This is a genomic window from Aeromicrobium phragmitis, assembly GCF_003674095.1.
Taxonomy (GTDB): Bacteria; Actinomycetota; Actinomycetes; order Propionibacteriales; family Nocardioidaceae; genus Aeromicrobium; species Aeromicrobium phragmitis.
The window spans coordinates 311590-338279 of sequence record NZ_RDBF01000001.1; the positions used below are offsets into that span (position 1 = coordinate 311590).

A 26690-nucleotide genomic window follows, 5' to 3' on the forward strand; every position below is an offset into this window, starting at 1 on the left:
CCGAACAGCGTAAACGACCCGACCCAGCGGGGCTCGCCGCGCGGACCCGGCCGATAGGCTGGTCGAGTGATCGATCCCCGCGTGCTTCGTGACCAACCCGACCGTCTCCGCGCCGCTCTCCGCCGTCGTGGCGAGTCCGATGCCATCGTCGACGAGCTGATCGCGGCCGACGAACACCGCCGCTCCTCGATCGCGGAGTTCGAGGCCCTGCGCTCGGAGCAGAAGGGGCTCGGCAAACAGGTCGCCAAGGCCCAGGGCGAGGAGAAGCAGGCGCTGCTCGCTCGCACGAAGGAACTGAGCGCTCAGGTCAAGAGCGCCGAGGCGGCCCAGAACGAGGCCGTCGAGCAGTTCACGCGGCTCATGAAGTCGGTGCCCAACCTCGCCTCGGAGAAGGCGCCGGAGGGCGGCGAGGACGATTTCGTCGTGCTCGAGACCCACGGCACGCCCCGCGACTTCGCCGCCGAAGGCTTCGAGCCGCGCGATCACCTCGAACTCGGTGAGCTGCTCGGGGCGATCGACGTCGAGCGCGGCGCCAAGGTCAGCGGCTCGCGGTTCTACTTCCTCACCGGCGTCGGTGCACAGCTGGAGCTGGCGTTGACACAGCTCGCCATGAGCAAGGCCGCCGAATGGGGCTTCACACCGGTCATTCCGCCGGCGCTGGTCAAGCCCGAGGCGATGGAGGGCACCGGCTTCCTCGGCCAGGCCGCCGACGACGTCTACCACCTGGAGAAGGACGATCTCTACCTCGTCGGCACGTCGGAGGTGCCGCTCGCGGCGTACCACAGCGACGAGATCCTCGACCCAGCCTCGCTGCCGCGTCGCTACGCTGCGTTCAGCCCGTGCTTCCGGCGCGAGGCCGGCTCCTACGGCAAGGACACGCGCGGCATCTTCCGCGTGCACTGGTTCGACAAGGTCGAGATGTTCGTCTACACGACCGAAGAGGAGTCCTACGCCGAGCACGAGCGTCTCCTGGGCTGGGAGAAGGCCTGGCTCGACGCCCTCGAGTTGCCCTACCGCGTCATCGACGTCGCGGCGGGCGACCTCGGTCTCTCGGCGATCCGCAAGTTCGACTGCGAGGCGTGGATCCCCACACAGGGCAAGTACCGCGAGGTCTCGTCCGCCTCCAACTGCACGCAGTTCCAGTCGCGTCGCCTCGACATCCGCGTCCGCGGCGACGAGGGCACCGTTCCAGCCGCCACGCTCAACGGCACGTTGTGCGCCATGACGCGCACGATCGTGGCGCTGCTCGAGAACGGCCAGCAGGCCGACGGTTCGGTCCGCCTGCCCGCGGTGTTGCACCCGCTGCTCGGCGAGGTGCTGGAGCCGCGCTCATGACCTGGATTCCCAAACTCGTCGCCCTCGACGTCGACGGCACCATCGTCGACGGTCACAACCTCATGACCGAGCGCGTCGGCAAGGCGATCCTGGCCATGCGCGACGCCGGTTCCGAGATCGTCATCGCCACCGGGCGCTCCGCGCCGGGCGTGTATGACGTGCTCGGCAAGCTCGGCATCAACGACGGGCTCGCCGTCGCCAGCAACGGCTCGGTGGTGTTCGAGGTCGACCCCTTCCGGGTCGTGCACTCGGTGACCTTCGACGCCCGGGAGGCGGTCGCCCGCGTGCTGGACAAGATGCCGGACGCGCTCGTCGCGGTGGAGGAGGTCGGCGTCGGCTTCCGGGTCTCCCAGCCGTTCCCCGAGGGCGAGATCAACGGCCGCATCGTCGTCGAGGACGTCGACGACCTCGTCCGCGAGCCGGTCAGCCGCGTCATCATCCGGGCACCCGAGCACGACACCGAGGAGTTCCACGCCCTCGTCGCCGACCTCGGCCTGGAGGACACCAACTACTTCATCGGCTACAGCGCCTGGCTCGACCTCGCGCCGGTGGGCGTCTCCAAGGCGTCCGGCCTGGACTACGTGTGCGAGGTACGCGGGTACTCCGCTGCGGACGTGCTCGCCGTCGGCGACGGTCGCAACGACATCGAGATGCTGCAGTGGGCCGGCCGAGGCGTTGCGATGGGCCAGGCCCCCGACGAAGTACGCGAGGTGGCCGACGACATCACCGGCACCATCGACGACGACGGCCTCGCGGCTGAGCTCGCCCGCTATCTCGGCTGACGCGCTGGACAGCGGCGGGTGAGTCTGCTGGTCTGAGGGCATGATCGATCTGCGCCACGCCGTCAGCCGCACCGCGACCGTCGCTCGCAACGTCACCGACGAGCAGCTGAGCGCGTCCACACCCGCTGAGGAGATGGACGTCGCCCGTCTCATCCACCACCTGCTCGGGCTGACGGTCGCCTTCCGCGACGCCGCCGGCAAGATCGAGGGGCCGACCACGGCGACGGCGCCCGAACCGGTCGACGCACCGCTGCCGGACGAGTGGCGAACCCTGCTGCACGAGCAGCTGGACGACCTGGCTGCCGCGTGGGAGGACCCCGCGGCGTGGGACGGGATGACGATGGTCGGCGGCGTCGAGTTGCCCGCGCACGTCTGCGGTCTCGTCGCTCTCGACGAAGTGCTGCTGCACGGCTGGGACCTCGCCCGCGCCACCGACCAGGACTATCAGGTGTCCGAAGAGGAGGCGGAGTCCATCGTGCCGATCGTGACTCCCGAGGACGACGACCCGCAAGGGCGCGAGCGAGCTGGCGTGTTCGGCCCCGTGAAACCGGTGCCGGCCGACGCGCCGCTGTTCGACCGCGTGCTCGCGATGGCCGGCCGCGACCCGCAGTGGCGGGCGTCGCGCTGAGCTAGAGGTACATGCCGCTGGAGCCGGCGACGTCCGACCGGTTGCCCTGCGACTCCGTGGGCTGTGCCTGCTGCCCGGGACGTCCGCCCTCGGGTAACGCGAGCCGCATGTTGGCGAACTGCGTCTGGGCCTGCACCTGCTGGGCGTAGAGCGCGGCCTGAATGCCGTGAAAGAGGCCCTCGAGCCATCCGACCAGTTGCGCCTGAGCGATGCGCAGCTCGGCCTCGGTGGGGGACTCGGCGTCGAACGGAAGGCTCAGTCGCTCGAGCTCGTCGACCAGTTCGGGGGCGAGGCCGTCCTTGAGCTCGGCGATCGACTGCTCGTAGATCTCCCGCAGCCGTGAGCGGCTGGCCTCGTCCAGCGGCGCGGATTTCACCTCGTCCAGCAGCTGGCGGATCATGCCACCGATCCGCATGACTTTGGCCGGCTGCTCCACGAGGTCGCTCAGAGCGGTACGGGAGTCCTCAGCGTCCTCCGGCACGGCGATCGGCTGGCCGTCGGGGTCGATCACGTGGTCGTCGCTCATGTCCCCAGACTAGGCGCTCAGGCCTGGCCGTTCAGGGTGAGGATGAGCTTGCCGCGGTGGCTGGACTCCTCCATCACTTCGTGCGCGCGGGCGACCTGCTCGAGTGGCATCGTCGCGTGCACGATCGGTCGGACGGCCCCGTCGGCGATGAGCGGCCAGACCTGTCCGGTCATCTGCTGGACGATGGTGGTCTTCTCGCCGGCCGGGCGGGCGCGCAGCGAGGTGGCGGTGACCGCGGCCCGCTTCGCGAGCAGGGCACCGAGATTGAGCTCGCCCTTGACGCCACCTTGCAGCCCGATGACGACGAGACGCCCGGAGGTGGCGAGCGCGGCAATGTTCCGCGCCAGGTACTTGGCGCCGATGATGTCGAGGATGACGTCGGCGCGCACGCCCGCCTCGCGCATGACCTCGACGAAGTCCTCCTGCCGGTAGTCGATCGCGAGGTCGGCACCCAACTCGCGGCAGAACTCGGCCTTCTGCGGTGAGCCGACGGTGGTGACGACGCGGGCGCCGAAGGCCTTGGCCACCTGGATCGCCGTCGTGCCGATCCCGCTCGACCCGCCGTGCACGAGCAGGGTCTCACCGGGCTGCAGCCGCCCGATCATGAAGACGTTGGACCATACGGTCGCGAACGTCTCCATCAGCCCGCCGGCGGTCACCAGATCGACGCCCTCGGGAACGGGGGCGATCTGACCGATCGGGACCGCCACGTACTCGGCGTAACCGCCGCCGGTCAGCAGCGCGCACACCTGTGACCCGATCTCCTGCTCACCCACGCCCTCGCCGACCGCCACGACTTCGCCGGCGCACTCCAGTCCGAGCACTCGGGTGGCACCCGCCGGCGGATCGTAGTGGCCCTGGCGTTGCAGGATGTCGGCGCGATTCACCCCCGCCGACGCGACGCGCAGGAGCACCTCACCGGGGCCGGGCTGGGGCACGGGAACGTCGACGACCTCGAGGGCCTCGGGTCCACCGGGCTCGTTGACCATCACAGCACGCATGTCACCACCGTAGCGATGCCAGACTGGAGGACATGCGCATCGCCTTGGTCCAGTTCGCGTCCGACATCGACGCGGCCGCTAACCGGCACACGATCGCGGCCGCCCTCGCCGATCTCGACGGCGCGTCGGTCGACCTCGTCGTGCTGCCTGAGGCGGCCATGCACGACTTCGGCTCCGCCGACCACGACTTGTCCGCCGCTGCTGAGCCGCTCGACGGCCCGTTCGTGGCCCTGCTGGCCGAGCAGGCGCGCCGACTCGACGCCACCATCGTCGCCGGCATGTTCGAGCGCACGGACGGACTGCCGTACAACACGCTCGTCGTCGTGAACGCCGACGGGGAGCTGGTCACGACGTACCGCAAGATCCACCTCTACGACTCGTTCGGCTACCGCGAGTCCGAGCGGCTGCGTCCCGGTGACATTGTCCCGGCGACGTTCACCGTCGGCGACACCACGGTCGGCCTGATGACCTGTTACGACCTGCGGTTCCCGGAGTTGGCCCGCACGCTGATGGACGGCCGCGCCGTCCCCGACGTCCTGCTCGTTCCGGCCGCCTGGGTGGCGGGGGAGCGCAAGCTCGAGCACTGGCGCACGCTGTTGACCGCCCGGGCGGTGGAGAACACCGTGTTCGTGGCCGCCGCGGCGCAAGGCGGCGACCGTTACACCGGTCATTCCTTGGTCGTCGACCCCTGGGGTTCTATCGTTGACGAGGCCCACGACGCCGACGCCGTGGTGCTCGCCGACCTCGATCCCCAGGTCGTCGCCCGTTCCCGCGAGGTCAACCCCTCCCTCGCCAACCGAAGGATGCGCTCGACGTGAGCACGACTCAGCCCGGACGCCGACGTCGCCTCGACGCGTCGGTCGCTCCGGTCTACGAGCGGCCCACCCGCGGCCCTCGCTTCGAATCGCGGCGGACGGCGCGGACGTTCGAGATCCTGACCGGCCTCGCCTGGCTGCTCGGCACGCTGGGTTCGGCGACGAGCGTCGTGGCGGTCGGCGCCCCGTCCTGGCTGTGGCGGCCGAGCGCTGCGCTGCTGCTCGTGGTGTCGGCCATGATGCTCACACATCGCGTCGGCGGTCACATGCGCATCTGGGTCACGCTGACGGCGGTGCTCGCCGGATCCGCGCTCGTGACCGAACTGAACTTCCTGCTCGTCACCGCCGCCGGCGCCTCTGCGGTGTTCGCGGCTGTCAACGCGGTCATGTTCACCCTGCCCGCGCCCGGCATGGGCGCCGCCTTGCGCGAGTACGGCATCTCGCTCCTGCTCACCGTGAGCGGGGCGATGGGGGTGGCCGCGTGGAACGCGCCTGCGCAGATCCAGATCTACAGCGGACTCACGCTGGCGGCTTCCGTGGCGGTCGGCCTCGCGATCATGTCGAACCTGGGCGCCGGTCTGCACGGCCTGACCCGGCAGCACCTGTGGATCCTGGTGGGGGTGGCGGTCGTCGCGGTGCTCCTGTTCGTCTACGGCGGCATCGTGCGGCTGTACGGCAGCCCGGCGATCAAGGAGTTCCTCGACGAGAGCATCATCTGGATGCGGCAGCACATCGGTGGCGTGCCGCGTCCGTTCGAGGTGCTCATCGGCTTCCCGGCGATCATCTTCGGCACCTCGTTGCGTTCGCGGTACCGCGAGGGCTGGTGGGTATGCGTGTTCGCGGTGCTGGGGACGGCGGTCATCACCACGTCGCTCATCGATCCGGGCGCCTACCCGTCGTACTTCGCGCTCTCGACGCTGTACTCGGCCGTGCTCGGCGTGCCCATCGGCCTTCTCCTGCGGCAGATCTTCATGTCGTCGCGATCGGCCCGTGCCGCGCGTGCGGTCGCGCCGCCGAGTCGCGTCGAGCCCGGTCGTTTCAGCCCCTTGAAGTGATCCGGCTCGCCGGGTGCGAGAATCGGGGTGGTGTCGTCGCGCGTGCGCGGCGACCCAGGAGGGGTGCCGGAGTGGCCGATCGGAACCGCCTTGAAAGCGGTCGCTGGCAGAAATGTCAGCCGCGGGTTCGAATCCCGCCCCCTCTGCGTGACGCGATACCGACTCGACCGTGCGCACGCCATGCTCAGCATCGGCGTGTATCTGCTGGTGGCGGCGGTCGCCGTGCTCGTCGCCTTCTGGTCGGCCCAGTTCGGGACGTGGGGACGCGTGGTGGCGATCGTCGGCGGTGTCGTGGTCGCGCTCGCGCTGGTGCTGTCGTTGCGCCTCGCCCTGCGCCCGCCGATCGTCCTCACGCTCGCAGAGCAGGGCTACCAGGGGCGCGTCCGCGCCGAGAAGCGGCGGTTCGAGGGCCGCTGGAAGGACGTCCGCGACGTCCAGCTCACCTCGCGTGAGTTGCGCATCACCACCGTCACGAACGAGGAGCAGGTCTTCCCGCTGCAGACCGTTGACGCCCGTGAGCGCGTCGCGATGATCCGCGAGGTCTACGACCGCCTCAACACCGCCCACGGCTACACGCGCTTCACCTTCGAGTAAGCGCCGCGGGACCGCGGCGGGCGCTGACCGAACCGCCGCTGGCCGCTGCGATCCCTCGCGTCCCTGCCTGCCGTCGCCTTCCTGTTCCGCGAGTGGTGCAGATTCGTTGTCGGGAGCGCCCCGGAGTCGCGAATATGCACCACTCGCGGAGAAATATGCACCACTCGCCGTGGGCGGTGAGCTACTACGCACGTGAGGGCGCGAGCTGCGGGAGAGCTCACCGCTGAGTGAGCGGGGATGGTCGCGGCGAGGGCTTACGTGGCCGCGGGAGCGTGGCAGCGGAGCGAGCTCCTCTGTGGGCGCGTCTTCAGCCGCGCGAGTGGGGGCGTTGCGGCGAGGGGTCGGGTGGCCGCAGAAGGCGTGGCAGCGGAGCGGGCTCCTCTGTGGGCGCGTCTTCAGTCGAGTGAGTGGGGGCGTTGCGGCGAGGGGGCGGGTGGCCGCAGAAGGCGTGGCAGCGGAGCAAGCTCCTCTATGGGGACGTAGCAAGGGGACCAACCACGTTGCGTGGTTGGTCCCTTTCGCTGCTGTTCCCTGGGTGGCAGCGGAGATGGCGGGATTTGAACCCGCGAGAGGAATCAACCTCAACCCGCTTAGCAGGCGGGCGCACTAGGCCACTATGCGACATCTCCTCGTTGCGGACGGCCCGCCGGACGGACCGCAGCAACCGGTTCAGGATAGCGAGTGACCCCGAGCCGAATCGAATCGGGGCGCGATCAGACCTTGATCGCCTGGACGAGGTCGTGCTGTTCGCGCGTGTTGATGGGCGACGTGCCCAGCGGAGCCGGATCGTGCGGGTGCACCCGCAGTCCATCGAGCATGAGCGTCGTCAGCCGCTCGGCCACCTCCCGGCGCTTCTCGAACGGCAGATTCTGCACGCTCGACAGCGCGAACGGGATGCTGGCGATGTCCGCCGGCGTCGCGTCCTCGCGCAGCATTCCCTCGGCCTTGGCGCGCTCGACATAGTCGTGGATCGGTCCGCTCCACTTGTTGCCCGGCTGGTACTCCGGATCGTTCTGATCCTGACGACGCATCACGGCGGCGGTGGCGGGATTCTCCACGAGCATCTGCACGCTGCGCCGGATCAGCGTCTCGATCGCATCCCAGCCCGAAGGTTGATCGGCGCACTGCTCGGCGATCTTGTCGAATCGATCCACGATCCGGTCGTAGAGCGCGCGGATCAGGTCGGCATGGGCGGGGAAGTTGCGATACACGGTTCCGATCCCGACCCCTACTCGGTCGGCCAGTCCATGCAGCGGAGCATCGATGCCCAGTTCGGCGAAGTACTCCTCGGCGCCCACCAGGAGACGCTCGCGGTTGGCGACAGCGTCCTTTCGCGTGGGCAAGCGTCGTTCGGGCTTGGTCATACGCACCACTCTACGAGCCTTCTGGTCATTTCGGTTATCAGAACAAACGTCTGAAATTCCAATGGTTAACGCGGGCCATGCTCTGCCGGTTCGGAACGGCCATCCACCGGCCGCGCCATAGTAGTGTGTGCCACAGCACCCGGGGCCGATTTCACTCACGTGGACGGACCCGGTAGAGTGGTCGAGGCCTTCACGGCAAGCGCCCGTAGCTCAACGGATAGAGCATCTGACTACGGATCAGAAGGTTTGGGGTTCGAATCCCTACGGGCGCGCAGAACGAACCCCGGCTCGCCGCAGGTGAGCCGGGGTTTCGTCATGTTGCGGGCTGCTCTGTCCGCCGAGCGTCGACGCGCTTCTGCTCCGGGGCGAGCCACAGGACACCCGCCGGCGGTAGTTGGACCTTGGCCGAGGCGGGCATGCCGTGCCACGGAACGCCTTCGGCCTGCACCGCCCCGAGGTTGCCGACACCCGAGCCGCCGTACAGCTGAGCGTCGGTGTTCAGCACCTCGCGCCACGTGCCTTCGACGGGAAGACCCACGCGGTAGTCGTGGTGGGGTGCGCCCGAGAAGTTCGCCAGGCAGGCAAGCTGCGAACCGTCCGCGCCGATGCGGAGGAAGCAGATGACGTTGCCGGCCGTGTCGGACGCGTCGATCCAGCGGAAGCCGTCCGGGCTGCTGTCCAGGGTGTACAGCGCCGGCGTCGCTCGGTACAACCGGTTGAGGTCGCGCACGACGTGCTGAACCCCGGCGTGCAACGGGTCGTCGAGCTCGGTCCACGCCAGGGAGCCGGACTCGGCCCACTCGCTCTCCTGCCCGAACTCACCGCCCATGAACAGCATCTGCTTGCCCGGATGCGCCCACATGAAGGCGAGCAGGGAACGCACGCCGGCGGCCTTGTTCCAGGCGTCGCCGGGCATGCGGCCCCACAGCGAGCCTTTGCCGTGCACGACCTCGTCGTGAGAGAGCGGCAGGATGAAGTTCTCCGTCCACGCGTAGTCGATCGAGAACGTCATCTCGCCGTGGTGGTAGGAGCGGTGGACGGGCTCGTGGCTCAGGTAGGACAGCGTGTCGTGCATCCAGCCCATGTTCCACTTGAAGCCGAATCCCAGCCCGCCGCTGCTCGTCGGGCGGCTGACGCCGGGCCAGGCGGTCGACTCCTCGGCGATCATCAGCGCACCGGGGTGGTGCTTGTAGACCGTGGCGTTGAGCTCCTGCAGCAGCTGAACGGCCTCGAGGTTCTCGCGGCCGCCGTGCTTGTTGGGCACCCACTGGCCGTCGGCGCGCGAGTAGTCGAGGTAGAGCATCGAGGCCACGGCGTCGACGCGCAGACCGTCGAGGTGGAACTCCTCGAGCCAGAACAGCGCGTTGGCGACGAGGAAGTTGCGCACCTCGGGTCGCCCGAAGTCGAACACGTAGGTGCCCCAGTCGGGCTGCTCGCCGCGCCGCGGGTCGGGATGCTCGTACAGCGGCGTGCCGTCGAAACGCGCGAAAGCCCACTGGTCTCGCGGGAAGTGCGCAGGCACCCAGTCGGCGATGACGCCGAAGCCGCGTTGGTGCAACCGATCGACGAACCAGCGAAAGTCGTCGGGGGAGCCGAAGCGCGAGGTCGGCGCGTAGTAGGAGGTGACCTGGTACCCCCACGAGCCGCCGAACGGGTGCTCGGCCACCGGCAGCAGCTCCACATGGGTGAAGCCGGTCTCTTCCAGGTAGTCGGCCAGCTCGTCGGCCAGCTCGCGGTAGTCGAGGCCCGGTCGCCAGGATCCGAGGTGAACCTCGTAGATGCTCATCGGCGCCTCGAACCAGTTCGTGGCGTCGCGTCGGCGGATCCACTGATCGTCGCGCCACGTGTGCTGCGGGTCGACGACCACCGACGCCGTGGCGGGCGGAATCTCGGTGCCGAAAGCGAGCGGATCGGCCTTCTCATGCCAGGCGCCGTCGGGGCCGTGGATGCGGTACTTGTATCGGGTGCCCGCGCCGATCCCGGGAACGAAGAGCTCCCAGACGCCGGCGCCGATGGCCCGCATCGCGTGCCTGCCGCTGTCCCATCCGTTGAAGTCGCCGGCGACCTGCACCGCCTGGGCGTTCGGTGCCCAGACGGTGAACGCGGTCCCTTGTACGGGACCCCGAGGTCCGTCGAGGGTGCGCACGTGGGCGCCCAGCACGTCCCACAGGCGTTCGTGCCGGCCCTCCCCGACGAGGTGGAGGTCCAGTTCGCCGATCGTCGACGGCCAGTCCGCGGTCTGCTCGGGGATGTCGTTCACGTTCTCACTCACCTTCGCTCAGCATCCGGGCGATCGACGACAGGGGAACGGTCAACCAGTCCGGCCGGTTGGCATGCTCGTACGCGACCTCGTAGACCGCCTTGTCGAGTTCGAGCGCGAGCAAGAGGTCCGCCTGCTCGCGCGGGTCGGCGCCGCTCGCCTTGCCGTAACCGTCGCAGAACGCCGACCGGTTGCGCCGCGCCCAGCTCAGCGCTCGTTCCTCCTGCTCCTCATCGTGCGGTTGACCGACGAGCAGTTGGTGGGCCGCGTAGTCGAACGAACGCAGCATGCCCGCGACATCGCGCAGGGGCGACCGCAGCGCCGTGCGTTCGGCGAGTGTCGCCGCCGGCTCGCCCTCGAAGTCCAGCAGCAGCCACCCTTGGACGGTGCGCAGCACTTGTCCGAGGTGCAGATCGCCGTGCACGGACTGCACCGTGATGGGGGACGGCAGGTCGGCGACCTTGCGGAAGGCCGACCGGAGTCGTTCGACGTGCGGGCCGAGTTCGGGTACCTCCGCCGCGATGCGGTCGAGACGCTCGATCATCGCTGCGGACGAGCCCTCCAACTCCGCCGCGTGAGCCTCCTGCGAACCCAAGGCGCGTGCGAGGTCGGCGTGAACATTCGCCACCGCTTTGCCGAGCCGGTAGGCCTCACCGGCGAAGTCGCCGCCCAACTCCTCGGGCGGTAGGCCCGACCCGTCGGCCATGAGGTCGCGGACGCTCGTCGAGGCCATGACCCAGCCGTCGGCGGCGTCGGGCATGAATCGCTGCAGCATGCCGAAGGTGAACTCCTCGCCGTCGATCTCACCGCTGATGGCGCCGAGCGGCTCGGCGATGTGCGGCGATCCGAGCTTCCACAGGGCGCGGTGCAGCAGCAGGTCCTTGTTCACGCCCGGGGTCAGCTTGCGGAACAGTTTGAGGATGTACTGGCGGCCGTAGACGAGCGAGGTGTTGCTCTGCTCCGTCGTGATCGGGTGGGCACGCAGGCCGGTGTCGAGCTCGGCGTCCGGCTCGGCCTCGAAGCGAAGATGCCCGATCTGCACGCCGCCGGCGATGGAGTCGAGCAAGCACGAGGTCAGGTCGGCGTCGCCGGTGGCCTCGTAGCACGTGAATCCGGCTTCGACGCCGATCGACGCGGACGCGGGAACGTCGGGAACCTGATGTTGGCGGCTGCCGACGAGCAGCTGATACCGCTCGGCGCGGTCCGCCTGCTCGACCTCGACGACGACGTGGAGCAGCAGCGGATCGCCGTCGAGCAGCGGCGTCCACGACAGCGCACGGACCGCCGAGACGTCACGGTCCTTGCCGCCGAACCACCGCTGCGTCGGCAGCCACTCGGGAAGCGTCTCGGTGAGTTGCTCGACGAGCTCGTCGTGCGGCCCGACCTCCTCGGTCTCCACAGGTCCGCTCATGTCATGCTCCTCCGTTCGCTCTCGTCCTCGAGTTCGGCCAGCTGGAACCAGTAGAACCCATAGCCCGGCAGCGTCAGCAGGTACGGCAGTTCGCCGATGCGCGGGAACCGCACGCTGCCGGTGAGCTCCACCGGCGTCGCCCCCTCATGCTCGCCCAGCTCCAGTTCCACGGGTTGCGGAAACCGCGAGAGGTTGTTGACGCACAGCACGACGTCCTCGTCGCCGTCCTCGCGGCGCAGCACCCGCTTGTACGCCAGGACGCTCGGGTTGGAGCCGCCGAGGTCGACGAACTCACCTTCACCGAAAGCCGCATGCTGCTTGCGCACCTGGATCATGCGCCGGGTCCAGTTCAGCAACGAGGCGTCGTTCGCTGCCTGCGCCTCGACGTTGATGGCCTCGTAGCCGTAGACCGCGTCCATGATCGGCGGCAGGTACACGCGCCCGGGATCCGAGCGCGAGAACCCGGCGTTCCGGTCCGGCGACCACTGCATCGGGGTGCGCACGGCGTCGCGATCGCCGAGCCAGATGTTGTCGCCCATCCCGATCTCGTCGCCGTAGTACAGGACCGGCGAACCGGGCAGACTCAGCAGCATCGCGGTGAACAGCTCGAGCTGGTCTCGGTCGTTGCCCAGCAGCGGCGCGAGGCGCCGCCGTATGCCGATGTTGGCCTTCATCCGCGGGTCCGTGGCGTACTCGCGGTACATGTAGTCGCGCTCGTCGTCCGTGACCATCTCGAGGGTGAGCTCGTCGTGATTGCGCAAGAAGATGCCCCATTGGGCGCCCCCCGGGATCTCCGGCGTCTGCGCGAGGATCTCCGAGATGGGAAAGCGCGACTCCCGGCGCACCGCCATGAACAGACGCGGCATGAGCGGGAAATGGAACGCCATGTGGCACTCGTCGCCGCCGACCTTGGGGTCGCCGAAGTACTCCACGACGTCGGAGGGCCACTGGTTCGCCTCGGCCAGCAGGACGCGGCCCGGATACTCGCGGTCGATCGTCGCACGGACGCGCTTGAGGTAGTCGTGCGTCCGCGGGAGGTTCTCGCAGTTGGTGCCCTCCTCCTCGAAGAGGTAGGGCACCGCGTCGAGCCGGAACCCGTCGATACCGAGGTCGAGCCAGAAGCGCATGACGTCGAGCATCGCCTCCTGGACGTCCTCGTTCTCGAAGTTCAGGTCCGGCTGGTGGCTGAAGAACCGGTGCCAGAAGAACTGGCCGCGAACCGGGTCGTAGGTCCAGTTGGACGTCTCGGTGTCGACGAAGATGATGCGGGCGTCAGGGTAGCCGGAGTCGTCGTCGGCCCATACGTAGAAGTCGCCGTAGGGACCGTCGGGGTCCTGACGCGAGGCTTGGAACCACGGATGCGCATCCGAGGTGTGGTTGAGCACGAGGTCGGTGATGACGCGGATGCCGCGCCGGTGCGCTTCCTCCAGGAGGTAGACGAAGTCGTCGACCGTGCCGAACTCGGGCAGCACCGCGCGGAAGTCGCTGATGTCGTACCCGCCGTCGCGCAGCGGGGAGGCATAGAACGGCGGGAGCCACAAGCAGTCGACGCCGAGCCACTCCAGGTAATCGAGCTTGCTGGCGAGTCCGCGAAGATCGCCCGTGCCGTCGCCGTCGGAGTCGGCGAACGCGCGCACCAGCACCTCGTAGAACACGGCGCGCTTGAACCACTCGGGGTCGTCGGGTGCCTGCTTGGCGTGGGCGAAATCGCCCGCCTGCGGCTCGACCAGCGTGCCGTCGTCCGCGATCGACTCTCCCGTGTGGGGAGTGTCCTCGAGGCCCACCAGCTCGCTGTCCGGCGCGGTGTCGTCGTGCATGCGGTCACCTCTGGGGTTCTGCAGTGTGGTCATGGCGATCAACTCACTCGTGCCGGGTCAGCGAGACGATGTGCGCGCAGGCGCGGCTCGGATCGAGGCGGACGTAGTTGGCGGCGCCCCAGTCGTACGCCTCACCGGTCACCTCGTCGTGGGCGAGGAGTCGCTCGTCGTAGCCGAAGCCGAGCGCGGGCAGGTCGAGCCACAAGACCCCCTCGCGCGTCTCGTGCGGATCGAGCGAGACGACGACCACCACCGTGTCGCCCGTGCCCGGATCCTGCTTGGAGTACGCGATCAGCGCCTCATGGTCGACGTGATGGAACTTGAGCGTGCGCATCTGCTGAAGGGCCGGATGGGCACGACGGATCTCGTTGAGGCGGGTGAGCCACGGCTGCAGCGACCGGCCTTCGGCCAGCGCGGCGTCGTAGTCGCGCGGCCGCAGCTGGTACTTCTCCGAATCGAGGTACTCCTCGCTGCCGGGCCGCACCGCCTCGTGCTCGAACAGTTCGTAGCCGGAGTAGACGCCCCAGGTGGGGGCGAGGGTGGCGGCGAGAGCGGCACGCAGGGCGAACATCCCGGGGCCGCCCACCTGCAGGTGTTCGGGGAGGATGTCCGGCGTGTTGACGAAGAGGTTGGGGCGCCCCTCGTCCCAGTGCTCGCGCAAGTCCTCGCCGAAGCCCGTGAGCTCCGCCTTGGTGGTGCGCCACGTGAAGTAGGTGTAGCTCTGGGTGAAGCCGAGCCGCGCCAGGCCCCATAGCCGGGCGGGCCGGGTGAACGCCTCGGAGAGGAACAGCACGTCGGGGTGCTGCTCCTTGACCTCGGCGATCAGCCAGGCCCAGAAGTTCGGCGGCTTGGTGTGCGGGTTGTCGACGCGGAAGATTCGCACGCCGCGCTCGACCCAGTGCAACGTCACCCGCAGCACCTCGGCGTAGATCGCCTCCGGTGCGTTGTCGAAGTTCAGCGGGTAGATGTCCTGGTACTTCTTCGGGGGGTTCTCCGCGTAGGCGATCGTGCCGTCGGGGAGCGTCGTGAAGAACTCGGGGTGCGACCGGACCCACGGGTGGTCCGGCGCGGCCTGCAGCGCCAGGTCGAGCGCGACCTCCAGGCCGAGCTCCCCGGCCCGTGCCACGAAGTCGGCGAAGTCCTGCTCGGTGCCGAGTGCGGGGTGGATGGCGTCATGCCCACCCTCTTCCGCACCGATCGCCCAGGGCGAGCCGACGTCCTCGGGTCCGGGGGTGAGGGTGTTGTTCGGTCCCTTGCGGTTGAGGCGGCCGATCGGGTGGATCGGGGGCAGGTAGACGACGTCGAACTTCATGGCCGCGACCCGGTCGAGCTCCTTGGCGGCGGTCTGGAAGGTGCCGTGCACGGGTGTGCCGTCGGCGTCCACGCCGCCGGTGGAGCGGGGGAAGAACTCGTACCAGGAGCCGTAGGCGGCCCGCTGGCGGTCGACCCAGATCCGCCGGGTGGTGCCCTTGGTGACCAGCTCGCGGACCGGGTGGTCGTGCATCAGCCGGCGCAGCTGGTCCGACAACGCGGGCCCGACCCGGGCACCGAGCGGCAGCGTGGTGTCGCGCAGGGCGGCCGCGGCCCCCTCGAGCATGGGTCGTTCGGCCTTGCGCTCCTTGCGGGCCGCCACCTGCTCGAGCAGGCGGGCGGCGAGTTCCAGATCGTTGGCGAGTTCGTCGGGCGTCTGCCCGGCGGCCAGCTTGGCATCGAGCGCGTGCGCGATCGTGGCCCAGGGGTCGCTCCAGGCGTCGACGCGGAACGTCCACAGACCCACGACGTCGGGCACGATGAGGGCCCCGAACTGGTCGGTGCCCGCGTCGAGCGCTTCGAGCCGCGTGGTGCGCTCGCGCCGCTCCCCGGGTCCGCGCCACACCACCGTGGCCCCTACCGCGTCATGTCCCTCGCGCCACACCGTGGCCGTCACCGGCACATGCTCACCGACGACGGCCTTCGAGGGATACGTACCGTCCCCCGAGATCGGCCGGACATCGTCGATGCCGATGCGATCTGTCATCCGTGGAGCCCCCGTCCGTCGTTGGCGTCGGTCTCCTCGAACGTAGCCGGGATGAGGCCGCCTCGCGATTCAGAGCAGAACCCGCTGAGTGTGACGTTTCGCAGCCGAGAATGACGTTTTCGCCTGTCAAACGTCCCCCCGAGCACTCCGCTCCGCTACGTGCAGGGAGGTGCCCTGCACACACTGGGATCAGTCCGCGCGGGGTGCGCGCAGCAACTGCAGCGACCTGGCCTCGAGTCGCACGGTGCTGCCCGCGGGAAGCGGTTCGCTCACGAGCGGGTTGCCGTCGGCGGTGGTGGTGTCGAGGGTCGGCTCGAAGGTCTCGCCGAACTCGGCGCCCGGCAGCACGAGGTCGATCCGCTCCGGACCGGCGTGCAGCAGCACGAGCCACGAGTGGTCGGTGAGGAGTTCGCCGTCGCGGGTGCGGGACTGGCTGTTGGAGCCGTCGATCCACATGCCGAGGGTGCGCCGCTCGGGGTCGGCCCAGTCACCCTGCTCCATCTCACGGCCGTCCGGCCGCAACCAGATCAGGTCGGGCCGGCCGGTGGGCGTGGTGCGGCCGTCGAAGAACTGCGCCTGCCGCAACGCCGGGCTGTTGGCGCGCAGGAACACGACGCGGCGGGCGAAGGCGAGCATCGCTTCGGATTCCTCGGTGTCCGTCCAGTCGACCCACGAGGTGGGATCGTCGAGACAGTAGGCGTTGTTGTTGCCGTGCTGGGTGCGCCACCGCTCGTCGCCGGCGACGAACATCGGCGTCCCGGTCGACAACATGAGCGTGGCGAACAGGTTGCGGGCCTGGCGCTGTCGCAGCGCCCGGATCTGCGGATCGTCCGTCTCGCCCTCGACGCCGTGGTTCCATGACCGGTTGTCGTTGGTGCCGTCGCGGTTGTCTTCGCCGTTCGCCTCGTTGTGCTTGTCGTTGTAGGACACGAGGTCGCGCAGGGTGAACCCGTCATGGGCATTGATGAAGTTGATCGACTGCCACGGCCGGCGCAGCGTGTGGTCGTACAGGTCGGAGGAGCCCGAGAGGCGGAAGGCGAGGTCGTCCACGCCGCCGCTGGCACCACGCCAGAAGTCGCGGACGGTGTCGCGGTAGATGCCGTTCCACTCCGCCCACTGGGCACCGAAGTTGCCGACCTTGTAGCCCTCCCCGGTCGCGTCCCACGGCTCGGCGATGAGCTTGCAGCGGGAGAGCACCGGGTCCGTGGCGATGGCCGTGAGCAGCATCGAGTCGCGATCGAAGGTGCCGCCGTGCGGCCGGCCCATCGTGCTGGCGAGGTCGAAACGGAAGCCGTCGACGCCGAGCTCGGTGACCCAGTACCGCAGTGAGTCGGTGACGAGGCGGACGACCGTCGGCGACGAGGGCTCCAGGGTGTTGCCGCAGCCGGTGATGTCGGCCATGTGCCCGTTCTCGTCGTGCAGGTAGTAGGCGGGGGCCTCGTAGCCGCGGAAGCTCAGCGTCGGCCCGTCAGGCCCGCCTTCGCAGGTGTGGTTGTAGACGACGTCGAGCAGCACCTCGATGCCAGCCGCGTGCATCGCGGCGACCATGGTGCGGAACTCCTCGACTTCGCGGCCCGGTTCACTCGCGTACGCGGCATGCGGCGCGAAGTAGCCGAGCGGGGAGTAACCCCAGTAGTTGTGGCGGCCCGCTCGCATGAGCGCGGGCTCGTCGCTGAACGACTGGACCGGCAGCAACTCCACGGCTGTGACGCCGAGTCGCACGAGGTGCTCGATGACGGCCGGGTGGGCGAGGCCGAGGTAGGTGCCGCGCAGATGCTCGGGCACGTCCGGGTGCTGCTGGGTGAACCCCTTGACGTGCAGTTCGTAGATGACCGTCTCTTCGAAGGGCACCTCGGGCTTGGCTCCGGTGTCGGGGCCGCCCGGGCTGGTCACCACGCTGAGCGGCACGTGTCCGAGCGAGTCGACGGAGGAGGGTTCCGGGCCCTCGGGATCCTCGGCGTAGCCGAGCGCCGCGTCGAGGTCGGTGAGTGCTCCACTGATCCGGCGGGCGTACGGGTCGAGGAGCAGCTTGTGAGGATTGCACCGCAGGCCGCTCTTGGGGTCGTACGGGCCGTGGATGCGGTAGCCGTACTTCTGGCCGGGCAGCACCCCCGGGACGAGCCCGTGCCACACGCCGAAGGTCCGCTCGGTCAGCTCGATACGACGCTCGGTGAAGTCGTCGTCGATGAGGCAGAGCTCGACGCGCTCGGCGACGCTGCTCGCGACCGCGAACCGCACACCGCCGGCCTCGGGATGTGCTCCGAGCGGGAACGGTCGGCCGGCGAGCACCTGGGCGTTCGGCAAGGGGTGGTGCGTGACCATACCCCCCAGTCTTTCAAATGCCGAGTGACGCCCGTCCGCTTGCGTCCCGTCCGGGGCGACGGATCGCCGCAGGCTCACCGACCGAAGGCGAGGAGGACGTCGTGGTCGCGGCGGACCTCGAAGGACTCGGAGCCGAAGTCGACGTCGACGCGGAACGGCCCGCGATGCAGGACGACACGTGAGTCATCGTGACTCACGTCGACGGCGAACGCCGCGAGGTCGGGGTCCGCGAACTCCGGATGGGCGTGCCGCAGTGCGATGAGGTCGCGGTAGACGGCCAGCAGCTCGGCGTGCCCGGGTTCGTCCAGCTCCTCCCACCGCAAGGTCGACCGCTCGACGGTGGCGACGTCCATCGGGTCGGGGACCTCGGCCTCGCCCCACCCGTGGCGGCCGAACTCCCGCCGGCGGCCGGTCCGCACCGCCTCGGCCAGCTCGGGGTCCGGGAAGGAGGCGAAGAACTGCCACGGCGTGCTGGCTGCCCACTCCTCTCCCATGAACAGCATCGGCGTGTACGGGCCCAGCAGCACGATCGCCGCCCCGCACGCCTGCCGCGCCGGCGAGATGGTGTCGGTCAACCGGTCGCCCACGGCGCGGTTGCCGATCTGGTCGTGGTTCTGCAGGTACGCGAGGAACGCCGTGCCGGGCACCTCGGACGTGTCGACCGGCCGGCCGTGACTGCGCTCGCGAAACGACGACCACGTGCCGTCGTGGAAGAACGCCCCGCGCAGTGTCTTGCCGAGCGCGCCAGGAGTGTCGAAGTCCGCGTAGTAGCCGTGCGTCTCACCGGTGAGCCGGACATGGAGCACATGGTGCAGGTCGTCGCACCACTGCGCGTCCATGCCGAGGCCGTGCCGCTCCCGAGGGGTGACCATGCGTGGATCGTTGAGGTCGGATTCGGCGATCAGCGTGAGCGGGCGCCTCAGTCGCTCGGACATCCGGGCGGTCTCGGCCGAGAGCTCCTCGAGGATGGGCAGCGCGCGCGTGTCGGCCAGCGCGTGAACGGCGTCCAGGCGCAATCCGTCGACGTGAAAGTGTTCGAACCAGCCGAGCGCGTTGTCGATCACGTATCGCCGCACCTCGTCCGACTGCGGTCCGTCGAGGTTCAGGCCCGGACCCCACTCGTTCTCGCCCGCGAAGTAGGGCCCGAAGCGGTCGAGGTACGCGCCCGAGGGACCGAGGTGGTTGTAGACGACATCGAGCAGCACGCCGAGGCCGCGCGAGTGGCAGGCGTCGACGAAGCGCTTGAACCCGTCCGGCCCGCCGTACGGCTCGTGCACCGCGCCCCAGAGCACCCCGTCGTAGCCCCAGCCGTGCGGACCGTCGAAGGAGTTGACCGGCAGCACCTCGACGAAGTCGATGCCGAGGTCGATGAGGTGATCGAGCCGCTCGATCGCCGCGTCGAAGGTGCGGCCGGGAGTGAACGTCCCGATGTGCAGCTCGTAGATGACCGCGCCGGTCAGTGCGCGGCCGCTCCAGTCGCCGTCGTTCCACGTGAAGCGGCTCTGGTCGTACACGCGCGAGGCCTCGTGGACGCCGCGGGGTTGCCAGGCCGATCGCGGGTCGGGCAGCGGTTGATCGTCGTCGTTGAGGAGGAACGCGTACTCGGTGCCGTGTCGCGCGTCGGTGTCGACGTGCCACCACCCGCTGCGATCGATGTCCGGCCGCATCTCATGGTCGCTCCCGTCGACCCGCACGCGCACGCGCTCCAGTTCCGGACCCCACACCGTGAACGCCATGCCTCGAGCGTAGTGACGATCTCGGCCGGCGCGACCTGGCCGATCGGCGGCTCGCCCGGGGTTCACGCGGGCGGTGAACGGGTACGCCCACATCGTGAAGATCGTCATCGTCGGAGCCTCAGGAAACATCGGTAGCGCCGTCACGCGCGAGCTGGCCTCCCGCGAGCACGAGCTCGTCGGTCTGGCGCGGCGCAAACCTCAGCTCAGCCCGGAAGCTGCGGAACACTCGTCGATCACGTGGGAGTCCGCCGACATCGCGACGAGCGACCTGGAGCCGCTGTTCCGCGGGGCCGACGTCGTCATCCACCTCGCCTGGCTGTTCCAACCCACCCACGACCCGGACCTCACGTGGCGCACGAACGCCGTCGGGACGCAGCGCGTGCTCGACGCGGTCGCCCGCGCCGAGGTGCCTGCCGTCGTCGTGGCCTCGTCGGTGGCGGCGTACTCGCCTCGTGCCGGCGGGATCGTCGACGAGAGCTGGCCCACGGACGGCCCGTCGCCGGCCGCGTACGCGCGGGAGAAGGCGTACGTCGAGCGGTTGCTGGACATCTTCGAGCTTCGTCACCCGGACACCCGGGTCGTGCGCATCCGGCCCGCCTTCGTCTTCCAGCGGTCCGCCGCGACCGCGCAGCGCCGCCTGTTCGGCGGCCCGCTCCTGCCAGGTCGCCTGCTCGATCCGCGGGTGATGGCCGTGGTGCCCGTCCCGAAGGGATTGAAGGCGCAGGCCGTGCAGTCGGGCGACCTCGCGCGCGCCATCGCGACGGCGGCCGAGCGTGACGTGAGCGGTGCCTTCAACGTCGCCGCCGACGACGTGCTCGACCGCGACGCTCTCGCGGAGGTCTTCTCGGCCAAGGTGCTCGATGTTCCAGCAGGCCTCGCTCGGCGAGTACTCAACACCGCCTGGAACCTGCACCTCGCCCCGGCGCCCGGCAACCTGTTCGACGCGTTCATGCGCATTCCGATCATGTCCTCGCAGCGTGCCCGCGAGGAACTCGGCTGGGAACCGCAGCACACCAGCCGTGAAGCACTGCAGGAGTTCCTCGAGGGCGTCCGCCAGGGCGCCGGCAGCACCCTCCCTCCCCTCGATCCCGACACCAGTGGCCCGCTGCGGGCCGAGGAGTTCCGCACCGGAGTGGGCTCCCGGCCGTAACCCTGATGGCGGTCCCGGCGTCAGGGACGCCACGCGGTCAGCGCCGCTGCCGAGGCAAGGCAAACGACGATGATCAGCGAAGGGAGCGTGTCGAATCGCTCGGTCCCTCCTCTGGTGAGCGGAGGAGCGGCGAGGGCGGCCATCGCCAGTGCTCCGCCCACGTGCCGTGAGGTCTGCAACAAACCGAATGCGGATCCGGCCCGATGTCGGGGCGTGGCGTTGTAGAGGGCGACGGCGGAGCCGAGTGTCGAGATCGCGTGGGGTACCCCGAGAGCCGCGGCGATCAGGCCGACGACGACAGCGTGCCCCGGCCCCGGAGTCAGGGGAAGCAGCGCCGCGGCGGCCGCCATCCATACCGTGCCGCAGCAGAGGACGGTCCGCGGGTGGAGCCGACGCAGCGCCACTGCGCACGCGGGATTGGCCAGCAGCGCCACCCCAGCGAGAGGCAGCATGAGGAAGCCCACGTGGATCAGGGGCCAACCCAAGGCGACCTCCAGCAACTGCGGGAAACCGTAGAAGATCAGATAGTAGGTCGTCGTCATCATCAGGAAGCTCGCGTAAATCGGCCACAGGCTCCGGCGCCGGACGAAGGCCACATCGAAAAACGGCTCCGAGATGCGGCGACTGTGGTGGACGAGCAGCGCCAGGGCGATGGCGCTGAGCGCAAGGAGGACCAGCGGCTCTGCCGCCCCGTTGACTGCCCAGAGGCCGGCCACCGGCGCGGTAGCGAACAGGACGATGCCTCGCAGGTCCAGACTGCGGACGACCGTGATGGCACGGTGATCCGGCCGACGTGGCGTTGCGGGCAGAAGGCTGCGCACCGTGAGCAGGCTGATCAAGGCGAGGGGCGCGCTGACCCAGAACAGCGCTTTCCAGGAGAGGAAATGGACGGCGGTGCCGCCGACGACCGGCCCGGTGAGCACACCCAGCACATTGCAGTACTCGATCCTCGCGATGACGCGCTTGGCCTCGAGACCAGTGAGCTCGTTTCGCGTCCTGACGAGCGCCAAGGCTGCTGGATACGCCGCGGCCGTGCCGACGCTGATGGCGACGCGCAGCCCGCAGAGCAGTGCGAACGTAGGGGCGAACGGCGCCGCCACGCTCAGGCAGCAGACCATGCTCATGCCGATGAGGAAGACCGGTCGGCCGTCCCAACGGTCGGCGAGACGTCCCAGGGTCGGTTGTGCGATCGCCGACGTGATGTAGAAGGCGGTCACGATCCAGGAGGCCTTACCGAGGCCGATGGAGAAGGTCTCGCTCAGTGACACCAGACCCACGGCGAACATCGAGGAATTCAGGGGATTCAGCAACGTGCCCATCCCCAGGCCGACGATGACCCAGTTCGTGCGTCTCACGCGCTTCACTGGGACGGACCGCCCCAGGTGGCTACTGCCGGACAGGCCGCGGCGGGTGGCAGTCGTCCGGTGGTGCTGAGCCCGGCGTCAGGGGTGAAAGGGATCGAGGGGCCGAGCGAAGTCGGTCTGTGCGCCGGCGTCGACAGGGCCGCGCACGAACGCGGTTCGATCGGCGGGCGTTCCCGCCAGCGCCGGGACCGTCGCCCGGCGCCGCCCATGTGATCGATCCGTCGGCGCCACAGACTCGCCTTGCGTGACGAATGCACGGTGAGTCATCACCGGAAGGCCGGCTCGCCGGTCAGGCTTCGGCCGATCACCAGCTGGTGGATCTCGGACGTTCCTTCATAGGTGAGGACCGACTCGAGGTTGTTGGCGTGCCGCATGATGGGGTATTCGCCGGAGATACCGGCGGCGCCCAGCACGGTACGGCTTTCACGCGCGATCGCGATGGCCTCCCGGACGTTGTTGAGCTTGCCGAAGCTCACCTGGTCCGGGGTGAGTTCACCCTCGTCTTTGAGACGTCCCAGGTGGATCGCCACGAGCATCGCCTTGCCCAGTTCAAGGCTCATGTCAGCGAACTTGGCCTGGGTCAGCTGGTAGCTGGCCAGCGGGCGGTCGAAGATCGAACGCTCGCGGGCGTACGCGACGGCCGTCTCGAGGCACTCGCGGGCAGCCCCGACGGCACCGAACGCGATCCCGAACCGAGCCTCGTTGAGGCAGGAGAGGGGTCCGGACAGCCCGGCGGCCTCCGGCAGCATCGCTGACGCAGGCACGCGGACGTTGTCTAGTACCAGCTCCGAGGTCACCGATGCCCTGAGTGAGAGCTTGTTGTGAAGCTCCGGCGCTTCGAAACCGGGTGTGTCCGTGGGGACCACGTATCCGCGGATTCGATCGTCGGTCTGCGCCCACACCACCGCGACGTCGGCGACCGAGCCGTTCGTGATCCACATCTTGCGCCCGTTGATGATCCAGTCCGACCCGTCGCGACGAGCGCGGGTGCGCATCCCGGCGGGATTGGAGCCGAAGTCGGGTTCGGTGAGACCGAAGCAGCCGATCGCACGTCCCGCGGCCATCTGGGGCAGCCACTCCTGCTTGTGCTCTTCGCTCCCGTGCTTCCAGATGGCGTACATGGCCAGTGACCCTTGGACCGAGACCAACGACCTGATGCCAGAATCCCCGGCTTCGAGTTCGAGACACGCCAGCCCGTAGGCGGTAGCGCTGGTCCCTGCGCACTCGTACCCCTGGAGGTGCATCCCCAGCACCCCCAGGGACCCGAGTTGGAGCGCCAGCTCACGGGCGGGGATCCGGGCATCTTCGTACCATTGGCCGACCTCGGGGCGCACGTGCTCGTCGACGAAGCGACGGACCGTCTGCTGAATGCTCCGCTCCTCCTCACTCAGCACATGGTCGACGGCCAGCAAGGCGAGGGGAGCGGTGGGAGTCATCAGTGGGTGTCCAATCGTCAGACGGTGATATGAAATATACTATACAATATGTCCATGTCTGCCGACGTATCTCCACCTGTTCTGCTCGCGAGCCTGCGCGGATGGGAGACCCATCTCGGCCGTCCGCTCGACGAGGCCGCTGCGGAGCGGCTGCGGCGCAGCTTGGGGGAGGGGACGCTGCCGAGGGCATTCGCGGCGGGGGCGCACGCTCGCCCCGGCGCTCGCGTACGCGTAGGCGTCGCCACGATCACGGCGGCGGAGCTGCAGGACCTCGTCGGCAGGGTCGCGCGACTACTGGCGGAGAGGCACGGCTTCGGGCGTGGTGACCGGGTGCTGGTGCTCTCGCCGTCGAGCCTGGAGCTGGTGGTCGGCTATCTCGCGCTGCTCCACCTGGGCTGTACGGTCACGATGGCCAATCCGGCGTATCGCCGTGAGGAACTGCTTCGCCTCGTCCGCGTCGCGGAGAGCAGAGCGGTCCTCGCCGCCGCTGAGCTGGCGGACTCGCGCCTGGAGGGCCTGGCCGTCGACGTCGTGCCCCTCGACCCGTTGATCGGACAGGCATCGCAGCTGGAGCGGCTGGAGCCGGCCGAGCTCGATTCCGGCGACATCGCCCAGATCGCCTTCACGTCAGGAACGACGAGCGAGCCCAAAGGCGTACCGCTGACCCATGCGCAGCTGCTCTCCTCGGTGCGCGGCATCGTTGCCGCGTGGCACTGGAGGAGCGAGGACGTGCTGGTCCACGCGCTGCCGCTCTTCCACCAGCACGGTCTGAGTGGACTGCATGCCGCCCTCCTGTCTGGCTCAGATCTGGTGGTGCTGCCCCGCTTCGACCCTGAGGAGTTGGTGGCGGAAGTCGAGCGAGTGGCCGGGACCATCCTGTTCGGCGTCCCCAGCATCTACCGCCGCCTGCTCGACGCGGGTCTCTCGGACGCGCGTGCCCGGCTCAGTTCGCTTCGGCTGGCGACCTGCGGATCTGCTCCATTGTCACCGGCGCTGGCCCGAGACTTCCGCGACCAGCTGGGACTGCGACTGCTGGAGCGCTACGGCTCGACGGAGTCAGGTCTCAACGTCTCCAACGTGTACGGAGATTCTCCGGTCGCCGGCTCGGTCGGTCTGCCGCTTCCGGGCGTGGAGATCGCTGTCGCGCGCGATGGAGTCGTCGATCTGTCAGGCTCCGGGTCGGGGGAGGTGCTGCTTCGCGGTCCTCAGGTCTTCGACGGCTATCTCAACGCGTCGGAGACGACGGCTGACGCGTTCCTGCCGGGTGGGTGGTTTCGCACGGGCGACCTCGGGTCGATCGACGAGGACGGGCGGCTCACCATCACCGGAAGGCTGAAGGAACTCATCATCACCGGGGGCATGAACGTGTCGCCGGGGGAAGTGGAAGACGTCATCGCGGCCTACGGAGGCGTCGCCGACGTTGCGGTGAGCGGAATCCCCGACGCCCGATGGGGCGAGGCGGTGTGTGCCTGGGTCGTTCCCGAAGCAGCCGCGCAGATCGATCCCACGAGCCTCATGGCCCATTGCCGCGCGCACGTGGCGGACTTCAAGGTGCCGAAGCGCATCTTCTTCGTGGAGGACCTGCCTCGTAACGACATGGGCAAGATCCAGCGCTCCCGCCTCGAGGTGCCGGCGTGAGGGACCTTCCGTGGGCCTTGGAGCCGCTCGTACGCGGCGATGACGCGGAGACGCGGACGCGCCGCCGGTATGCGCGGTGGGCCGAGGCGGCGCTCGCCGCCACGGAGGACACTCAGGACGAGGCGTCCGGGCCGGAGCCGGGGGCGAGCTGGGGGTCGCAGGCCCGGGGCGAGGTGGACTGGGCCGTGCCGCCGACGGAATCGATCGCTCGGGTAGACGGTCGCGTGCTCGAGGAAGCCGCAGCCGCGGGCTGGCTCGTGCCGGACACGATCGATGAGCGTGCGCTGGATGTGCCCGAGCGCGCTGTCGCGGTCAAGGACGTCATCGACGTCGCGGGGGTCTGGACGCGCAACGGGACCCCGCGAGGGCTCTGGCGTCTGCCGGCGATGTCGGCCGATTGCTGGTCCGCGCTGGAGCGTGCGGGTTTCGTATCCCTCGGAAAGGTGGCGACGCACGAGATGGCGTGGGGCGTCACGACGCCGGGCGTGCCTCACCCGCTCGAGCCGTCATGGTCGGCGGGTGGTTCATCGGGAGGTTCTGCTGCCCTCGTCGCCTCGGGCGTCTGCGGCGTGGCCCTGGGTACCGACACGGGTGGTTCGGTCCGTATCCCGGCTGCTCTGTGCGGCGTGGTCGGGTTCCGGCCGTCATGGGGGTCCTCGAGTCTCGCAGGCGTGACGCCCCTGGCTCCGGAGCAGGACACGATCGGCGTCCTCGGCCGCGATGTCGCCCGCACCGTCGCGGCGCTCGAGAGAGTGCTGGGCCGGCCGTTGACCTCCGGCTCCCCGGATCTTCCTCCCTCGCGCCGTATCGGAACACTGACGTCGCTCGGTCCGGTCGACCCTGCTGTCAGGGTCGCCTACGAGACGGCGGTGGCCACCTGTGCGGACGCCGGCATGGATGTCGTCGGTGTCGACCCTGAACCGGGGCGGCGGGCCGCGGGGGTATCGCTGCTGACCATGTTGATCTCGTCGAGTCGGCAGCACGCCGACCACGTTCGAGCGGACCCCGGCGGTTTCGGAAGCGAGGCCCGCGCCCTCCTGACGCTCGCCGAGCGGGTTGACGGTGATCCCGTGCGGTTCGAGCGCGAACGCGTGCGCGAGCGGTCCGCGGCACTGTTCGCGAGAGAGCGCATCGACGCGGTGATCACGCCCACCGTGCCGTGTCCGCCGCCGCGACGCGACGGCGATGTCGTCTCCATCGCCGGCCGAGAGATGCCGGTATCGGCGGCGCTGACCCGGTTCTGCTCGTGGGCTGCTGTGGTCGGGATGCCCGCTGTCACCGTGCCCGTGCCCGCGGCAGTGCCTGCCGGAGTGCAGATCATCGCCCCTCCGGGCCGCGACGACATTTGCGCAGAACTGGCGGCATGGCTCGAGGGGCGACTTGCCGGAGCGCGGCGCACTTGACAAGCCCGACGCTGTCGGTATTTGATATATCAAATA

20 protein-coding genes and 3 tRNA genes are annotated in these 26690 nt (G+C 69.2%); 11 read left to right on the top strand and 12 right to left on the bottom strand.

From position 1 onward, the window contains the following. Positions 1-66 precede the first annotated feature (66 nt). Genes serS through D9V41_RS01500 form a run of 3 tightly spaced genes read left to right on the top strand, consistent with a single transcriptional unit; the run spans position 67 to position 2745 of the window. Positions 67-1335, top strand: a complete 1269-nt coding sequence (serS, locus tag D9V41_RS01490; RefSeq protein ID WP_121792750.1) for a serine--tRNA ligase — start codon at positions 67-69, stop codon at positions 1333-1335. Next, positions 1332-2117: an HAD family hydrolase gene (locus D9V41_RS01495; protein WP_121792751.1), complete on the top strand. Its 786-nt coding sequence runs from the start codon at positions 1332-1334 to the stop codon at positions 2115-2117. Before serS ends, D9V41_RS01495 begins: the two co-directional genes overlap by 4 nt. 40 nt (positions 2118-2157) lie before the next feature. After that, on the top strand, positions 2158-2745 hold the full coding sequence (locus D9V41_RS01500) for a TIGR03086 family metal-binding protein (protein ID WP_121792752.1): 588 nt from the start codon (positions 2158-2160) through the stop codon (positions 2743-2745). Between the two features lies 1 nt (position 2746). Here D9V41_RS01500 and D9V41_RS01505 read toward each other — a convergent pair whose 3' ends face one another. Then, on the bottom strand, positions 2747-3271 hold the full coding sequence (locus D9V41_RS01505; RefSeq protein WP_121792753.1) for a bacterial proteasome activator family protein: 525 nt from the start codon (positions 3269-3271) through the stop codon (positions 2747-2749). A 17-nt stretch (positions 3272-3288) separates the two neighbouring features. Next, on the bottom strand, positions 3289-4272 hold the full coding sequence (locus tag D9V41_RS01510; protein ID WP_121792754.1) for an NAD(P)H-quinone oxidoreductase: 984 nt from the start codon (positions 4270-4272) through the stop codon (positions 3289-3291). Between the two features lie 32 nt (positions 4273-4304). On the opposite strand from D9V41_RS01510, the gene D9V41_RS01515 reads away from it, so the two are divergent. The 4 genes from D9V41_RS01515 to D9V41_RS01530 all read left to right on the top strand — a co-directional run bounded on the left by D9V41_RS01515 (position 4305) and on the right by D9V41_RS01530 (position 6736). Next, entirely contained in the window at positions 4305-5090 is a 786-nt protein-coding gene (locus D9V41_RS01515) for a carbon-nitrogen hydrolase family protein (RefSeq protein WP_121792755.1), read from the top strand. Then, on the top strand, positions 5087-6142 hold the full coding sequence (locus tag D9V41_RS01520; protein ID WP_121792756.1) for a hypothetical protein: 1056 nt from the start codon (positions 5087-5089) through the stop codon (positions 6140-6142). The genes D9V41_RS01515 and D9V41_RS01520 overlap by 4 nt, the downstream gene beginning before the upstream one ends. Before the next feature lie 57 nt (positions 6143-6199). After that, positions 6200-6288, top strand: a tRNA-Ser gene (locus D9V41_RS01525). Between the two features lie 34 nt (positions 6289-6322). After that, positions 6323-6736 carry a hypothetical protein gene (locus tag D9V41_RS01530; RefSeq protein ID WP_133434073.1) on the top strand — a complete coding sequence of 138 codons (414 nt, stop codon included), beginning with the start codon at positions 6323-6325 and terminating at the stop codon, positions 6734-6736. Positions 6737-7278: 542 nt separating this feature from the next. On the opposite strand, the gene D9V41_RS01535 is transcribed toward D9V41_RS01530, so the two are convergent. Both D9V41_RS01535 and D9V41_RS01540 read right to left on the bottom strand, forming a co-directional pair. Further along, positions 7279-7365, bottom strand: a tRNA-Ser gene (locus D9V41_RS01535). An 84-nt stretch (positions 7366-7449) separates the two neighbouring features. Beyond that, positions 7450-8100: a TetR/AcrR family transcriptional regulator gene (locus D9V41_RS01540; RefSeq protein ID WP_121792758.1), complete on the bottom strand. Its 651-nt coding sequence runs from the start codon at positions 8098-8100 to the stop codon at positions 7450-7452. Between the two features lie 199 nt (positions 8101-8299). On the opposite strand from D9V41_RS01540, the gene D9V41_RS01545 reads away from it, so the two are divergent. Further along, positions 8300-8372, top strand: a tRNA-Arg gene (locus D9V41_RS01545). 41 nt (positions 8373-8413) lie between these two features. Here the strand turns inward: D9V41_RS01545 and glgB are convergent. From glgB to treZ, 6 genes are all read right to left on the bottom strand, one after another. Beyond that, the gene (gene glgB / locus D9V41_RS01550) at positions 8414-10318 is read right to left on the bottom strand and encodes a 1,4-alpha-glucan branching protein GlgB (protein ID WP_424922783.1); all 1905 of its coding nucleotides are present in this window, start codon (positions 10316-10318) and stop codon (positions 8414-8416) included. Between the two features lie 46 nt (positions 10319-10364). Next, positions 10365-11771 carry a maltokinase N-terminal cap-like domain-containing protein gene (locus D9V41_RS01555; RefSeq protein ID WP_121792760.1) on the bottom strand — a complete coding sequence of 469 codons (1407 nt, stop codon included), beginning with the start codon at positions 11769-11771 and terminating at the stop codon, positions 10365-10367. Next, positions 11768-13621 carry a maltose alpha-D-glucosyltransferase gene (gene treS / locus D9V41_RS01560; RefSeq protein WP_243697118.1) on the bottom strand — a complete coding sequence of 618 codons (1854 nt, stop codon included), beginning with the start codon at positions 13619-13621 and terminating at the stop codon, positions 11768-11770. The genes D9V41_RS01555 and treS overlap by 4 nt, the downstream gene beginning before the upstream one ends. Before the next feature lie 10 nt (positions 13622-13631). Continuing rightward, positions 13632-15605, bottom strand: coding sequence for a maltotransferase domain-containing protein (locus tag D9V41_RS01565; protein ID WP_121792761.1), 1974 nt, complete (start codon positions 15603-15605; stop codon positions 13632-13634). Positions 15606-15794: 189 nt separating this feature from the next. Next, positions 15795-17927 carry a glycogen debranching protein GlgX gene (glgX, locus tag D9V41_RS01570; RefSeq protein WP_121792762.1) on the bottom strand — a complete coding sequence of 711 codons (2133 nt, stop codon included), beginning with the start codon at positions 17925-17927 and terminating at the stop codon, positions 15795-15797. 74 nt (positions 17928-18001) lie between these two features. Beyond that, positions 18002-19663, bottom strand: coding sequence for a malto-oligosyltrehalose trehalohydrolase (gene treZ, locus D9V41_RS01575; RefSeq protein ID WP_121792763.1), 1662 nt, complete (start codon positions 19661-19663; stop codon positions 18002-18004). Between the two features lie 94 nt (positions 19664-19757). Between treZ and D9V41_RS01580 the strand changes: the two genes are divergently transcribed. After that, a complete protein-coding gene (locus tag D9V41_RS01580; protein WP_121793020.1) occupies positions 19758-20813 on the top strand; it encodes an NAD-dependent epimerase/dehydratase family protein in 1056 nt (351 codons plus the stop codon). A 20-nt stretch (positions 20814-20833) separates the two neighbouring features. Here the strand turns inward: D9V41_RS01580 and D9V41_RS01585 are convergent, their stop codons facing one another. After that, the gene (locus D9V41_RS01585; RefSeq protein WP_133434074.1) at positions 20834-22168 is read right to left on the bottom strand and encodes an MFS transporter; all 1335 of its coding nucleotides are present in this window, start codon (positions 22166-22168) and stop codon (positions 20834-20836) included. Positions 22169-22443: 275 nt separating this feature from the next. Next, positions 22444-23613, bottom strand: a complete 1170-nt coding sequence (locus D9V41_RS01590; RefSeq protein ID WP_121792765.1) for an acyl-CoA dehydrogenase family protein — start codon at positions 23611-23613, stop codon at positions 22444-22446. 54 nt (positions 23614-23667) lie between these two features. Here D9V41_RS01590 and D9V41_RS01595 point away from each other — a divergent pair, with 54 nt between their 5' ends. After that, entirely contained in the window at positions 23668-25251 is a 1584-nt protein-coding gene (locus D9V41_RS01595; protein WP_166375856.1) for a class I adenylate-forming enzyme family protein, read from the top strand. Further along, positions 25248-26654 carry an amidase gene (locus tag D9V41_RS01600; RefSeq protein ID WP_121792767.1) on the top strand — a complete coding sequence of 469 codons (1407 nt, stop codon included), beginning with the start codon at positions 25248-25250 and terminating at the stop codon, positions 26652-26654. Before D9V41_RS01595 ends, D9V41_RS01600 begins: the two co-directional genes overlap by 4 nt. Positions 26655-26690: the final 36 nt, after the last annotated feature.